The sequence below is a fragment of the Sphingobium sp. CECT 9361 genome, assembly GCF_918741285.1.
Lineage (GTDB): Bacteria > Pseudomonadota > Alphaproteobacteria > Sphingomonadales > Sphingomonadaceae > Sphingobium.
In genome coordinates this window covers 900,986-915,165 of record NZ_CAKKNC010000001.1, presented here as the reverse complement: position 1 = coordinate 915,165, position 14,180 = coordinate 900,986, and the positions used below count along the sequence as shown (strand labels likewise).

Annotated in this window: 12 protein-coding genes; 3 read left to right on the top strand and 9 right to left on the bottom strand. The window is 62.9% G+C overall.

The genetic code is table 11. The features are described 5' to 3' along the window. Positions 1-41: 41 nt before the first annotated feature. The 9 genes from LQ220_RS04110 to LQ220_RS04070 all read right to left on the bottom strand — a co-directional run bounded on the left by LQ220_RS04110 (position 42) and on the right by LQ220_RS04070 (position 9,080). Positions 42-710, bottom strand: coding sequence for a flagellar basal body-associated FliL family protein (locus tag LQ220_RS04110; RefSeq protein ID WP_230186988.1), 669 nt, complete (start codon positions 708-710; stop codon positions 42-44). A 74-nt stretch (positions 711-784) separates the two neighbouring features. Then, positions 785-2,326, bottom strand: a complete 1,542-nt coding sequence (locus LQ220_RS04105; RefSeq protein ID WP_230186987.1) for a flagellar hook-length control protein FliK — start codon at positions 2,324-2,326, stop codon at positions 785-787. Further along, a complete protein-coding gene (locus LQ220_RS04100) occupies positions 2,323-2,745 on the bottom strand; it encodes a hypothetical protein (protein ID WP_230186986.1) in 423 nt (140 codons plus the stop codon). Before LQ220_RS04100 ends, LQ220_RS04105 begins: the two co-directional genes overlap by 4 nt. After that, positions 2,742-4,073: a FliI/YscN family ATPase gene (locus LQ220_RS04095; RefSeq protein WP_230186985.1), complete on the bottom strand. Its 1,332-nt coding sequence runs from the start codon at positions 4,071-4,073 to the stop codon at positions 2,742-2,744. Before LQ220_RS04095 ends, LQ220_RS04100 begins: the two co-directional genes overlap by 4 nt. After that, a complete protein-coding gene (locus tag LQ220_RS04090; RefSeq protein ID WP_230186984.1) occupies positions 4,070-4,726 on the bottom strand; it encodes a FliH/SctL family protein in 657 nt (218 codons plus the stop codon). Before LQ220_RS04090 ends, LQ220_RS04095 begins: the two co-directional genes overlap by 4 nt. After that, positions 4,719-5,732, bottom strand: a complete 1,014-nt coding sequence (gene fliG, locus LQ220_RS04085; protein ID WP_230186983.1) for a flagellar motor switch protein FliG — start codon at positions 5,730-5,732, stop codon at positions 4,719-4,721. The genes LQ220_RS04090 and fliG overlap by 8 nt, the downstream gene beginning before the upstream one ends. Continuing rightward, a complete protein-coding gene (gene fliF, locus LQ220_RS04080) occupies positions 5,725-7,452 on the bottom strand; it encodes a flagellar basal-body MS-ring/collar protein FliF (protein ID WP_230186982.1) in 1,728 nt (575 codons plus the stop codon). Before fliF ends, fliG begins: the two co-directional genes overlap by 8 nt. 3 nt (positions 7,453-7,455) lie before the next feature. Beyond that, positions 7,456-7,809: a flagellar hook-basal body complex protein FliE gene (fliE, locus tag LQ220_RS04075; RefSeq protein WP_230186981.1), complete on the bottom strand. Its 354-nt coding sequence runs from the start codon at positions 7,807-7,809 to the stop codon at positions 7,456-7,458. A gap of 14 nt (positions 7,810-7,823) precedes the next feature. Continuing rightward, positions 7,824-9,080 carry a sigma-54 dependent transcriptional regulator gene (locus LQ220_RS04070; RefSeq protein WP_230186980.1) on the bottom strand — a complete coding sequence of 419 codons (1,257 nt, stop codon included), beginning with the start codon at positions 9,078-9,080 and terminating at the stop codon, positions 7,824-7,826. 423 nt (positions 9,081-9,503) lie between these two features. Between LQ220_RS04070 and LQ220_RS04065 the strand changes: the two genes are divergently transcribed. The 3 genes from LQ220_RS04065 (at position 9,504) to mdoH (ending at position 14,180) form a co-directional block, all read left to right on the top strand. Next, positions 9,504-10,334 carry a flagellin gene (locus tag LQ220_RS04065; RefSeq protein ID WP_230186979.1) on the top strand — a complete coding sequence of 277 codons (831 nt, stop codon included), beginning with the start codon at positions 9,504-9,506 and terminating at the stop codon, positions 10,332-10,334. Between the two features lie 320 nt (positions 10,335-10,654). Continuing rightward, positions 10,655-12,145, top strand: coding sequence for a glucan biosynthesis protein (locus tag LQ220_RS04060; protein ID WP_230186978.1), 1,491 nt, complete (start codon positions 10,655-10,657; stop codon positions 12,143-12,145). 103 nt (positions 12,146-12,248) lie between these two features. Further along, positions 12,249-14,180 (top strand): glucans biosynthesis glucosyltransferase MdoH, encoded by a 1,932-nt coding sequence (mdoH, locus tag LQ220_RS04055; protein WP_230186977.1) that lies wholly within the window; start codon positions 12,249-12,251, stop codon positions 14,178-14,180.

The window sequence follows — 14,180 nt, the reverse complement described above, 5'->3', positions numbered from 1 at the left end:
CCCCGGCCGATACCAAGGGACTGACCCGGCATCGGACAGTGCTACTGAATAACGAAATTGGTAAAATAAACGTTATCAATGCCGCCATAGCCAGTCTTCTGTTTTAGTACATCGTTGATAATGCTCTTTAATTTCTTCTGCAGTGCAGACTTGCCTTGCGGCGTCATCAACGACATCTGCTCCTGCTCGGCCAGTTCCATTAACACTGCCGAACGGATCGCCATCTCATGCGTAGTCATCGCCTGCGTCACCCGTGCGTCGTAATAGGTGCTGACCGCCAGCGCGATCTGGGCAAAGGCATCGCTGTCCGCCATGTTCGATGTGAAAGGCTGCTGGACCTGAAAATAGGTCGCCTGATATCGGGACGCATCGGCAGGCGTGGGCAGATCGATGCCCTTGTCCGCAGCAGCGCCATGCCCCTTGCCCGGTGCAGATTCATGGGCCGAACTGGCGACGCTGGCGCCGCCTTCTCCATGGCCCCCTTCGGGTGCGCCATGCGCCTTGGCGATTTCTTCGGGGTCTTCACCCTTGAGCACCAGTACGGGCTTGTTCGGATCGATCTTCGGCCCGGTTTCCTCCTTGGAGAAGAAACCCGCAGCGTACAGACCACCAGCGGCACCGGCACCGCCCAACAAAGCAATCACGCCCAGCAGCAGGATCATCTTCATCCCCTTGCCTTTGGCCTTTTTCGGCTTGGCGTCGTCACTCATTGGTCAGTCCCCTTTGTCTTGGCACGCAGTTGGTCGGTCAGTCGGCCTCTGAACGACCCGTGCAACGGGTGCGATCAGGCGTAGCGCGCGCGATGGGCGGCGTCGGGTGTACCCCGGCTGCCCATGTCGCGTGGCTCCGCCTGACTAGATACGGTCTGCTCCGGGAAAACTTTACGGTTACCCGCGTGGTTTCCATTTTGTCCCGACTGGCCTTGGCCCTGCGCCAGAGCTGCGCCGTTGCCGGTGTTGCCCGATTGCCCCTGTGAGGCTGTCTGGCTCTGGCTATGGCCGCCATTGCCTTGCCCGGTGGCCGTGTCGGCGCGGGTTGGCTCCTGCACGTTGGCTACACGCTCGACGGTCACTTCACCGATCCTGACGGCGGCGAGTTGCGCATCGGCTTTCAATGTTGCGCGGTCCTGCATCAGCATCGATTCCGCCGCTTTGGTCTCCACCGTCAACGTCACGTTTGCGCCCTGCTCACCGGGGCGAATATCGACGCGCATCGGCCCAAGATGTTCGGGGGACAGGCGGAAGCTGCCATGGCCTTCGCTTTTGCTGAGCGTCGCGATCTCGCGCGCCAGTCCATCGATCCACTGACCGTCGGACCCCATGTCGATGACTTGCTGACCGAGAGACGCGGCAAGATCGACGGTGGGTGTGCCGCTTGCCGGCTGAACGACAGCGGTCGACGGAGATGGGGCGCCGACCGGGGCGGCAGGTGCATCCGTATCGGGCGCCGGTACAGCGCGGCCTTCCACCGGCGCGACGCTATCGACGGGCGCGCGCCTGGCGACGACCGGCGCATCCGGTTGCGTGAGCCGTGGCATCGCGTTTGCGATTTGCGATCCTTCGGGCGTTGCGGCTTTCTTCGCGGCCTTTGGCTCGGTCTGGCCCATCGCCTCGCTCAAGACCATCTGCGCGAGACCGGGTGGCAGCGCGGCCTGCCTGGCATCCGGCGCTGTGGTCTGCTTTGCGGGGGGCGGCGATATTTCGGACGGCTGGAGCTGAACGACATTCGTTGTGCCCCGCGCTTTTACGGGGGTTTCCGGTGCGGTTTTCGCGGCGGCGGTGGGCTGAATGTTGAGTGCTACAGGTATCGTGGCAACGACAGCTTGCGTGTCGATAGGGCTATGGGCGATGACATCAGTGGATGTTGGGCGCGATGTAGCGTGTTCCGAAGGTTCGTCCGATAGCGAATCGGCATCGGACACGGGAATGGTCGATGCTTCAGCGAGCTTCGGCTCCTCACGTCCCTTTGCAGTGGCAGGCTTCCCAAGGATTGCAATTTTCGGGCCTAGGGCCGGCTTTGCCTCTGCGTTCTGGGGTAGCGTTTTCGGTACAACCGTCTCCTCAACCACAGGCTGCGACAGGTCGGTCAGCGGCAGATCCGCGAGCGAAAGCGCCGGGGTTGCGGCCGCATCGGCGACCGGCGCGGTCACGGCCGGCAGTTCGATTGTTTTGCCGGCCGAAGGCGTAGCCATCTGCATCAGCAATGCCGAGAATGGCGGGGTTGCACCCTCGCCTGCGCCTGCCTTGCCGCCAAGCTTCGCATTCGTGGCCGATGGCGTCAGCAATTGCGATACGCCGTTACCCATGTTGCCCATGATAAGGTTCATCCCTCTGCCCTTTGTACCTTGCGATAGCGGGGTAGCGCCGCGAGTTTTGCTTCCATCCGCTCTTCCATGATGGCGCGTGTCTGATCCCTCAGCCGCGCGGCAATTTCCTTTTCGCGCGTCGCTTCGATGCGCTTGCCCTGCTTTTCCTCGACCTTGCGATTGGCGTCGTAGAGCGCACCATCCAGTTGCCGACTGGCACGTTCCAGCCGGTCGGCCAGTTCGCGGTAGGCTGCGAAGGATGCGCCGCTCGACAGGCTGTCCGTTTCGAACAACTGTCCACGCACACGTTTGAGGCGGTCAGCGTTGCTGGCGATCGAATTGGCTTCGTCCTGCGCCCGCACGGTTTCGGCCACGGCCAGCGCATGCTGGACATGGCGCGCACGGAGTACGCGATGGCGACGGGCGAGCAGTCCTTTCACGCGCCGAACTCAGCCACCAGCGCAGCCGCGCTGCTATCGAGGTCGATGCGGCTCTTTACATCCTGCCGCAGGAAATCGAGCACTTCCTGCCGCCGTGCGACGGCTTCGTCGATGACCGGATCGTTGCCGGGGCGATAGGCACCCATCAGGATGAGGTCGCGATTTTCTTCATAAGCGGCCCACAGCCGACGATAGGCCGAAGCCGCCGCCAGATGTTCGTCATCGACCACGTCGGCCATCACGCGCGAGAGCGACTTGCCGATGTCGATGGCAGGGAAGATCGCCTGTTCGGACAAATGCCGGGACAGGATGAAATGGCCGTCCACGATGGCACGGGCGGCGTCTACGATGGGATCATCGGTGTCGTCGCCATCGGCCAGCACGGTATAGAGCGCCGTGATCGAACCGCCGGTGCGGATGTCCACCCCTGCCCGCTCCACGAGCTTGGGAATCAGCGACAGGGCCGAAGGGGGATAGCCTTTCATCGCGGGCGGTTCGCCCAGCGCGAGGCCGATTTCGCGTTGCGCATGGGCGCAACGGGTAAGACTGTCGATGAGCAGCAGCACTTTTTTGCCGCGTGCCCGGAAATATTCGGCGATGGCCGTTGCCCGTGCCGCAGCGCGCAGGCGCAGCACCGGGGGATGATCGGCGGGTACGGCGACGACGACGCTCTTGCGCATCATGCCCCCGGAAAGTTTGGTTTCGAGAAAGTCGGCGACTTCGCGACCGCGTTCGCCGATCAGGCCCGCGACGACGATATCGGCTTCCGCGCCTGCGATCATCTGCCCCATCAGCACCGATTTACCAACGCCCGAGCCTGCGATGATGGCGATGCGCTGACCGCGCCCGGCAGTGAGCAAGGCGTTGACGGCGCGCACGCCCAGATCGAAGGGTTCGGTAACGCGCCCCCGGTCGAGCACATTGCCGCGCACGCCGTTAAGCGGCCAGATGCCGCCTGCGATGATCGGACCTTTGCGGTCGAGCGGCTGGCCCATTGCGTCGATGACGCGACCGATCAGGCCTTCCCCGACCTGCACCATGTTTGCGGCGCTGTCCGGTTCTACCCGTGCGCCATTTTCGACTGGTGCGTCGGTGTCGAGCGGCACCAGCAAGGTGCGGTTGCCGCGAAAGCCGACGACTTCCGCGCGTGCGGTCGTGCCATCGCTGGCTGTCACGCGCGCACCGGCACCGATGGGGCGACGGAAGCCAGTGACTTCCAGCATCCCGGCATCGTGGCTGACCAGACGCCCGACATGGCGCGGCGCATTATTCTGCACCTGCAGATGGTCGAACAGCGTTTCCGCCTGACGGATGGCCGCCTGAATCACAGCTTGCCTTCCATATCGTCCAGCATCGCCTTCAGGCGCGAGAGGCGCACGTCCGGGCCATCCTCGATCCAGCCGTCAGCCGTATCCAGACGTACCGAACCGCGCCGCAATCCAGCGTCGGCCACCACCGGCACGCCGATGTGGGAGCTTTCGATCAGGGGCAGGTCTTCGGGATGGACATGCAGCGCATGTTTGCCGTCACTATCCTCGATAAATGCCGCAACGGTTTCGCAGCGTTGCAGCAACAGCGCGCTGTCGATTTCGACTTCGCCGACAATCTGCCCGACCAGCCGGAGGACGGCGGCGGACAATATAGTGGAGAGTGTGCCGCTGGATGCAGGCGCAAGCTGTTCAAGGGCATCGGCCAGCCGCTGACAGGCGTCCTGATCGACGTCGATCGATTCCTGCGTGACGCGGCAACCTTCCTCGAAACCCATGGTGAAGGCTTCGATCCGGGCCTGTTCCATCGGATCTTCCTGCACCTGCGGTTCGGGTGCGGGACGGCGGGAATAATTGCTGTTCGGGCGAGCGTCCTGACGGTCGCCATAGAACGCCTTGAACCCGGAGCGCGGCTGAGAAATGATGCCGCCGATATTGCCGATGCCGACGGCCACTGCGTCGGCACCGTGGCCGTCGCGCCAGAAATTAGACAAAGTCGTTCCCCTTGCCGCTTAGCATGATGGTGCCTGCTTCGGCCATCTTGCGTGCGGTCGCGATGATGAGCTTTTGCGCTTCGATAACATCGGCAAGGCGCATCGGTCCGCGTTCGGCCAGTTCGTCCGCGATGGACGATGCCGCGCGCGCCGACATACAGCCGAAAATGCGGCCCTTGAGCATGTCGTTCGCGCCCTTCAGCGCCACGACCAGCACATCGTTGTCGATGGTCCGCATGAGCGCACCCAGATTCTTTTCATCCATGTCGATCAGGTTGTCGAAGACGAACATCTCCTCCTCGATGGACTGGGCGATGATCTTGTCGCGCTTGGCCAGTGCCTTGATGATGCGGACTTCGTTTTCCTTGCGGACGTTGTTCATGATCGCTGCGGCTTCCAGAGTGCCGCCGCGCTGCGAGCTGTTGCCCGGCTTGCTGGACGGCGAACCGCGCATCAGCAATTGCTCCAGATCGTCCAGCGCATCGGTGCTGACCGGGCCGAGCGTTGCCACACGATAGATGACCTCTTCCTGAAATTCGGCGGGCAGCAATTGCAGCACCTCGGCAGCGACCGGATGATCGAGATGCGCAAGCACGATGGCCATGATCTGCGGATGTTCCGCTTCGATCAGGGCCGCAATTTCCTTTGCTTCCAGCCATTTGAGGACGGCAAGTTTGTTCGATCGCGTCGGCGGGGTGATGCGCGCGAGCATGTTGTCGGCACGGTCCTGACCCAAAGCCTTGGTCATCGCGCCGCGAATATGCTGGCTCGCGCCATAGCCGATGGTCGTGCGCTTCTTCGCCTTGTTGACGAAATGGTCGAGCGCTTCGTTGACTTCGTCGATCTCGACATCCGCCACATCATACATGGCATAGCCAAGCTGACGCACTTCATCGGGTTCGAGGCGCGAGAGGATTTCGGCGGCTTCATCCTCGTCGAACAGCATCAGCAGTACGGCGGCGGCGGCGCTCCCCTGCAATTTGGGAGCGGTCAGGGCGTCAGGCATTTTCCTTCTTCCCTTCCTTCAGCAAGTCGCGGACGACCAGTGCAGCACGATCAGGATCCTGCTTGACGAAATTCTTGATGAGGCTCGCGCGCTGGGCATAGTCCGGCGTGGAGGAAATCATATCGAGGGTGATCGGACGGGCCGGATCGTTCTGCGCCGTGCGGGTGATTTCGGTCGCAATTTCCTGACCGAGTTTCTGACCCTGCACCTTGTTGACGGCGGCGAACTCTTCCCTGGCAGCGGCGCGACGCTTCATCAGCGGGCGACCGATGCCGAAGATCAGGACCAATGTGACTGCCAGAGCCGACAAGTTGCGCGTCAGCATGGAGACCCAGCTTGCGTCATACCAGGGGGTTTCCTCGACCGTTTCCTTGATGAAGCCGCGTGAGGACAGCGCCACGGTATCGCCGCGTGTCTGATCGAAACCGACTGCGCCCTTTACCAGTGCTTCGAGTGCGGCGATTTCTTCCTTCGAGCGGGGCTTGCCCTTGGCATCGGTGTCGAGGGCCACAGCGACCGACACGCGCTTGACGGTGCCCACGGCGTCGCGGGTGACGGACACTTCGCGACCAAGCTCGAAGCTGCGGTTGAAGGTCTCGGCAGTCTTCATGGCGGGTTCGGCAGGCGTTCCGGGCGTCGTGGCTGTCGTTCCGGCGGCGGCGGCAGGCGCTACCGGCGGTGTCGGCGTGGCGACGGGCGGCGGCGGTGCCTGATCGGAAAGCGCGCCGGGGATGCCGGTCGCTTCGCCATTGGCGCTCTTGTCCGCCTGCCAACTTCCCTGTTCGGCGCGCAGGCGGGCTTCGTCCTGCGGATAGGTTTCGCGGGTGGCCTGGCGTTCGGCGAAGTTGACTTCGGCATGGACCTCGGCAGAGAATTTGTCTGCGCCAAGGATCGGCGTCAGCAAGGCAACGACGGCCTGACGATAGCGTTCCTCGATCTTCGCCTGCACGTCGATCTGCTTGTCGGAGCTGCCGTCCCCGCCATTGTCGGACAACAGGCGGCCATTCTGATCGACGACCGAAATCGCGTCCGGCGACAGTTGCGGCACCGACGACGCGACGAGATGGACGATTGCCTGCACCTGCTGATCGCCCAGCTTGCGGCCATTGGAGAGGCGCAGCATAACCGATGCGGCAGGCTTCACCCGGTCGCGCAGGAAGATGCTGGGCGGTTCGACGGCCAGATGGACGCGCGCGCTTTCGACAGAGTCGATGGCTTCGATGGTGCGCGCGAGATCCATTTCGCGGGCGGAGCGCAGCTTTTCGCCTTCGACCGCGCGGCTGGCGCCCATCGGCAGGCTGTCGATCATGCTGTTGCCGTCGGGCGCGCTTTTGGGCAGGCCTTCGGAGGCGAGCATCATCTTGGCTTTGAAATAATCGTCTTCGCTGACGGTGAGCGCGCCACTGCTGTCGAAATCATAGGAGATGGCGTTCTTGTCCAGCACTTCGCTGATCGCGGCCTTATCGCTGTCGGGCAGGCCGCGGAACAAGTCGCGCTGCGGCGGTTCGCGCAAGGCGAGCCATGCGGCCCCCGCCAACGCGACGACAAGCAGCAAGCCCAGCATCGGCAGGCTTTTCTGCACCGCCGCCTGACCCATGAAGCCGGAAAAGCGGGCGCGCGCTGAGTCCAGGGCACCTGCCCCGCCCATGCCGCCGGAAATCGCCGGGAGACCGGCAGGCGCGCCAGAAGCGCGATCGAGTGTGAGGTTTGCGTCGCTCATGGTTTATACCGGCATGCTCATGATGTCCTTGTAAGCGGACAGAAGTTTGTTCCGGACCTGAAGCGTGGCTTCAAACCCGATCGAAGCTTGCTGCTTGGCCAGCATGACCGCAGCGATATCGGTGGTTTCGCCACGCTCGAAGGCTTCGGCGGCTTGCCCCGCCTTGTTCTGAAGGCCATCGACCTGCTCCAGCGCGGATTTGAGGGCCGAGGTGAAGTCGCCCGGTTTGGCGCCGCCGACGCCACCGGCACCCGCCGCGCCACCGTTGACCGGTGCGGCAACGTCACGCAGCGCCGCGTTTTTCTGAAGGATGGCGTTGCGGATCGCCATCACGCCGTCAGTGGATATGCCCGACATCGGTCAGCCTCCCCTTACGCTGCCGCCAGCTCACGCATTTCGGCGAGCCGATAGCGGAGCGTGCGTTCAGAGATACCCAGCTTGCGCGCCGCCAGAGCGCGATGCCCGTCGGTTTCGCGCAGGGCGAGGCGAATGGCGTCCATCTTCGACATGCGCGCCACTTCCTGAAGGCGGACGGGCGGCGTGCTTTCGGTGCGGACCGGCGCTGCGCCGGTGATGTGGAGATCGTCGGCTTCGATCCGGTCGCCTTCGCGCAGCACCATCGCGCGTTGCAGGACGTTGCCCAGTTCGCGCGCGTTGCCCGGCCAGTTATGCGCGACCAGCTTGTCGATGGCAGCGGGCGTCGGCCAGGGGAAAGCATCGGTCGCGCCAAGCTGACCCATCTGCTTGTGCTGACGCAGCAGCAGCGCGGCGGCGATGGCGGCAATGTCGTTGCGGCGCTGTGCCAGCGGGCACAGTTCCAGCGGCATGACATTTAGGCGCCAGTAAAGATCGTTGCGAAACCGGCCCAGTTCACATTCGGCGGCCAGATCGCGGTTGCAGGCTGCGATGACGCGGACGTTGACGGGAACGGGATGCGTCGCGCCGACCGGAAGGATTTCGCCTTCCTGCAGAGCGCGAAGCAGCTTGGCCTGCAGCGCGAGCGGCAGTTCGGCGATTTCGTCGAGGAACAGCGTGCCACCATCGGCCGCGAGGAACAGACCGTCGGATGCGGCGGCTGCGCCGGTGAAGCTGCCCTTGCGATGACCGAAGAGCATGGCTTCCATCATCGTTTCGGGAAGCGCCGCGCAATTGACTGCGATGAAGTCTTTGTCCGAGCGATTGCTGTGGGCGTGGAGGAAGCGCGCCATGCCTTCCTTGCCGGTGCCGGTGTCGCCCTGAACCAGAACGGTCGCATCGCTGCGAGCCATCCGGGTGGCGAGGCGCATCAGCTTTGCACTGCCGACGTCGCCGACAGCGGGCATTCCAGTGGGGCGGGCCAGTTCGGCGATCAACGCCATGGCAAGGCCCATGTCTTCAAGAGCAAAGGCGACGCGCGCAGGCATGCCGGATGCGGCAGGCTGATACAGCGGCGCGCCGTCGCGCAGGTCGATCAATATGTCGCGATGGGTGGCGTGAGCAATTTCGCTGGCCAGCAGGATACGCCCCGCACCCTTTTCACGCGGGCTGGCGGCGTCGATCCGATTGACGGTGTAGAAGGCATTTTCGAGCCAGACCTGCAACCCCGGAAGGAGCGCGCAGACGTTCAGGCTCATGTCCAGTACCGACATGCGTATTTGGTCCCCACTTTACGGTCGATTGGCACCCCCGTGCCGCACCACCTCATTCGATGACCCAATTTCGCTTCGAGACATTATGATATGGTTAACGGATCGCAAGAATTGCCGGAAAGCGGCAAGAAATTTCCGGGGGCGGCAATATGGTGCAGGTGGCGATCTTAGCCGCAAGGCTGCTGACGACCCGCCGCCTGCGCATAAGCAGCCAGCCGGGGGAAATGGATTCCTGCCTTCGCGGCGATGACTGAAGTACAAAAGCACCTGATTATCTTATGAAATCCTGCGTGCGCGTGAGGCGGCGAAAAAAAATCGCCTGTCGATTTAAGGTCTGCGCGCAGCCGCCGTTATCCCCTTTCGAGGCCGCAACCGCCACGAGGGCAAGCGACCTGAGTTGAAGCGGGAAAAGGGAATTATATCATGAGTGTTATCGGAACCAACGTAGCCGCAATGCGCGCCACCAATGCTTCTGCCAAGGCCGACAAGGGCTTGCAGGTTTCGCTGGAACGCCTGTCCACCGGCAAGCGCATCAACAGCGCCAAGGACGACGCAGCCGGCCTTGCTATCTCCACCAAGATGACCGCCGAAATCCGCGGCCTGACGCAAGCCAGCCGCAACGCCAACGACGGCATTTCGCTGGTGCAGACCGCAGAAAGCGCCATGGGCCAGGTCGCCAACATCGTGCAGCGTATGCGTGAACTGGCCGTTCAGTCGGCCAACGGCACGCTGGGCACGGCAGACCGCACCGCAATCGGTTCGGAAGTTACCGAATTGACGAACCAGATCACGAACATCGTTTCGACGACCAAGTTCAACGGCGTGTCGCTCCTCGGCGCAGCAGCCGGTGCCACCACCGACGTCGACATCCAGACCGGCACGCAGGCCGCTGACAAGGTTACCGTCAAGATCGCCGGCATGGGCAACGTTGCTCTGGGTCTTCCGGCCACCGGCCCTGACCTGAGCACCGCAGCAAACGCTGCAACCGCGCTTACGGCTCTGGACTCTGCGATCACCACGATCTCCTCGTCACGTGCCCAGTTGGGTGGCAGCCAGAACCGTCTGGAAGCGACGATTTCGAACCTGACCTCGACCGTCACCAACCTGTCGGAATCACGGTCGCGCATCGAAGACGCCGACTTTGCCGAAGAAAGCACCGCACTCGCCAAGTCGCAGATCCTCTCGCAGGCTTCGACCGCGATGCTCGCTCAGGCCAATCAGAGCCAGCAGGGCGTATTGAGCCTCATCCGCTAATAGCGGGAACCCAATTGACTGGCGTGGTCTTGGTCCATCGCGCCAGTCGATAGGCCCCCGGCACTCAACGGTCCCCACCGTGCCGGGGGTCCACCTTTCGATCACGGATCATCCGAAACCCTCGTCCCCCCGGGCGAGGGTTTCCTCGTTTTGGGGAGCGTCGCGCAATAAGCCGATACGCAAAAATCATGTGATGTACGTACATTTTTGTAGGTACATTTTTCGCCCGCCCGGAACGTTGGTCGCGGCGACAGGGCGTTTCGCGGGCGTAACATCCAAGACCGCTTGATAATTTTGCGCAGCGATACGAAGTGACCCGCATGACAGAATGGAACCGACGTGAAATGGTCGCCGCAACGGGCGCGGCGCTGATGATGGCGGGCAGCACATCGGCGCGCGCGGCAGGGACATCCGGACGTTTCGACTGGCAGGTGCTGGTCAATCGGGCCAAGGCGCTGGCCCGATCCGCCTACGTCAATGTTCCGCCGCATCCCGGTGCGCAGGCCGTCGATTACGATGCCTTGCACCAGGTCCGCTTTCGCGACGAGCGCACGATCTGGAACGATCGGAACGATGCGACCGGCGTCCGGCTGTTCCCGCTGAGCAGGAATGCCAATCAGCCAGTGTTCCTGCATCTGGTGGACAAGGGGCAGGCAACGCCGCTGGCCTATGATCCGGCCTATTTCGACATGCCGTCGAACAGCCCGGTCGCGGCGCTTGGCCCCGATGCCGGTTTTGCAGGCTTTCGCATCATGACCAAGGCGCGCGATGCCGACTGGCTGGTGTTCATGGGTGCCAGCTATTTCCGGGCGTCGGGCGCGCGCAAGCAATATGGCCTGTCCGCGCGAGCGATCGCCATCGACACCAGCGCGGGCAAGGAAGAATTTCCGCGCTTTACGCATTTCTGGCTGGAGCATGACGGGCCGAATGCGCTGACAGTCTACGCGCTGCTCGACGGGCCGGGCATCACGGGCGCCTATCGCCTGCGCAACAGTATCGACGAGACCGGGGTGCATCAGGATATCGACGCGGCGCTGTTTCCCCGCCGCGCAATCGGCGAACTGGGCCTGATGCCGATGACGAGCATGTTCTGGTACGATCAGGCGCATCGCAAACAGGCGACCGACTGGCGGCCGGAAATTCACGATTCCGATACGCTGCTCGTGCGGTCGGCCAATGGAGCCGCGCAGGCCAGACCGCTGATCAATCCCGGCGCGCCGCATATCAGCAGCTTTACCGAACCGGATGCGCGCGGCTTTGGCCTGTTGCAGCGGGACAGGAATTTCGATCATTATCAGGATGATGGCGTATTTTACGACCGCCGCCCCTCGCTGTTCGCCACACCGCGCAAGCCCTTGGGCAAAGGACAGGTGCGCTTATATGCGTTTCCGACCGACAGCGAATATGAGGACAATGTCGCCGCTTACTGGGTGCCCACCTCCCCCGTCACGCCCGGTCGCAGGCTGGACATATCCTATCGCCTCGACTGGCAGGACGACGCGCCGCAGATGGCGGGGTCGCCAATGCCGCTGGTCGACCTGTTCCGGGGGACAGTGGACGAGAAAACGCTGCGCATCGTGCTCGATTTCGGCGATGGACCTGCGCAGAAGGACGGCATTGCCGTGTGGAGCGAAGCGATTCACGGGCGCGTGGTGAAAAGCGCCGTCTACCCTGTATTGGGTCAGGCGGGGCGGTGGCGCGTGGTGCTGGACGTCGCGCCAGACCCCGGTCTGGGTGCCGAGATTCGCGCGCAATTGCGGCGCGGCGACAGCCCCCTGTCCGAAATGGTCCATTATCCTGTTAACGCCTGACGGAACTTCGGCGCACATGTGCGGTTAATCCGAACATAATTACAGGCGGGGTCGCCGGAATGGCCGGACACCCGCGAAGGGCGACACAAGGGCGGAAAGCGCAATGGATAGTTTATTGCCCGGCAGTAGCCGTGCCATGATGGAAAAGGGACGTGTCCTGCGGGGCACGCGACTGGCCATGCCTTCGCCCGATGCCACCGGCGCGTCGCTTCCCCCCGAAGCGCCCATCGCCATGCCGGTGCAGGATTTCGACGTCGCGCCCCCGCGTTCACGCCCCTCTCCCCCCATTGCTCCGGGCCTGTCGCGCGTCGGCGCGCTCTTCCTGCTGTCGATCGGCGCAGCATTCATCGGCATTTCGATGATGCTGGACGGGTTGCAGCCCCATGGATTTTCCGCGTGGGAGATTGCCTATGTCATGCTGGCCGCGCCGCTGTTCACATGGATTGCCTTCGGCTTTGCCAACAGTATCATCGGATTCGTGCTGATCCTTGCCCGCGATGTGCACAACAGTCGGGGTTATCAGCGATCCACTACCCGCATACCGGAAGGACGCGCCGCCGTTCTGCTGCCAGTGTGCAACGAAGATTTCCTGACGATCATTGGGCGGCTGTCCATAATGGAACGGTCGATGGAAACGCTGCCGGGTCGCGATCAGTTCGACTTTTTCATTCTGTCGGATTCCAATGCCGAGAACGGCAAGCTGGAAGAAGATGCCTATGATTGCGTGCGCAATGCCTTTGTGCGCCCGGTCTATTATCGGCGCCGCACCGTGAACACCGGTCGCAAGCCGGGCAATGTCGCCGAATGGGTGCAGCGTTTCGGTGCCGCTTATGAATATATGATCGTGCTGGACGCCGACAGCGTGATGAGCGGCAAGACGATGAGCCAGATGGCCGCGCAGATGGATCGCGAGTCCAACGTCGCGCTGATCCAGACAATCCCGGCGGTCGTGGGTGCGCAGACACTGTTCGCGCGCTGGCAGCAGTTTTCCAGCCGATTATACGGTCCGATGTCAGCCATCGGTGCGATCTGGTGGTCGGATCGTCAGGCGACCTTCTGGGGCCATAACGCGATCATCCGCGTGTCGGCGTTTGCCGAAAGCTGCGGCTTGCCCGAACTGAAAGGGCGCGCGCCCTTTGGTGGGCATATCATGAGCCACGACATGGTCGAAGCGGCGCTGCTGCGGCGGCGCGGCTGGGCCGTGCGTATGGTGATGGCCGACGACAGCTTTGAAGAATTTCCGCCGTCGATGCCCGATCTGGCCATTCGCGACCGCCGCTGGTGTCAGGGGAATATCCAGCATGTGCCGCTGATCGCCCGGATTGCTGGCCTGCACGTCGTCAATCGCTTTCAACTGCTGGTGGGTGCATCGGCTTATGTGACGTCGCCCATGTGGCTGGCGCTGATCCTGCTGGTGATCGGCGGGGAGTTTGCGGGCGCATGGCGCGCCAATGCGCTGTTGCCATCGGGCGCCTTGCTGGCACTGACGGTCGTGCTGCTGTTCGGTCCGAAGGTGATGGCGATCATCCTGACGATGCGGGACGAGGAACGCCGTGTGGCCTTTGGCGGTACGCTGCGCCTGTGGGTGGGCGCGATCATGGAGACGGTTCTGTCGATCCTGGCCGCACCGATCCAGATGCTGACGCACAGCATCAACCTGGTCAGCATATTGTCGGGTCGCAAGAGCGCATGGAACGGGCAGAGCCGCGATTGCGACGGCATACCGCTGGCCGAAGCGTTCCGCACCTTCCGCTATCATGTCGCGTTGGGCGCGATCATAGTGGTCGGCGGGCTGGCTTCGGGCATTACGATGCTGTGGCTGATGCCCATTGTGCTGGGCCTGCTGGGCGCACCATTGCTGGCGTCTTTTTCGGCACGCAAGGATGCGGCGAGGGCGCTTGAGACACGCGGCCTGATGGCTGTGCCCAAGGCATGGTGGCAGCTTAGCAGCTATCGCCCCTTGCGGACTCGTCTGTCGGTGGGCCGGTCCAATTCGGTGTGGACTGCGCCGATCAGCGTGGCGAACGATACCTGA

Coding starts and splice junctions, on each gene's coding strand:
- LQ220_RS04110 (WP_230186988.1), bottom strand. CDS start 710: ATGAGTGACGACGCCAAGCCGAAAAAGGCCAAAGGCAAGGGGATGAAG.
- LQ220_RS04105 (WP_230186987.1), bottom strand. CDS start 2,326: ATGAACCTTATCATGGGCAACATGGGTAACGGCGTATCGCAATTGCTG.
- fliG (WP_230186983.1), bottom strand. CDS start 5,732: ATGCCTGACGCCCTGACCGCTCCCAAATTGCAGGGGAGCGCCGCCGCC.
- fliF (WP_230186982.1), bottom strand. CDS start 7,452: ATGAGCGACGCAAACCTCACACTCGATCGCGCTTCTGGCGCGCCTGCC.
- fliE (WP_230186981.1), bottom strand. CDS start 7,809: ATGTCGGGCATATCCACTGACGGCGTGATGGCGATCCGCAACGCCATC.
- LQ220_RS04070 (WP_230186980.1), bottom strand. CDS start 9,080: ATGTCGGTACTGGACATGAGCCTGAACGTCTGCGCGCTCCTTCCGGGG.
- LQ220_RS04065 (WP_230186979.1), top strand. CDS start 9,504: ATGAGTGTTATCGGAACCAACGTAGCCGCAATGCGCGCCACCAATGCT.
- LQ220_RS04060 (WP_230186978.1), top strand. CDS start 10,655: ATGACAGAATGGAACCGACGTGAAATGGTCGCCGCAACGGGCGCGGCG.
- mdoH (WP_230186977.1), top strand. CDS start 12,249: ATGGATAGTTTATTGCCCGGCAGTAGCCGTGCCATGATGGAAAAGGGA.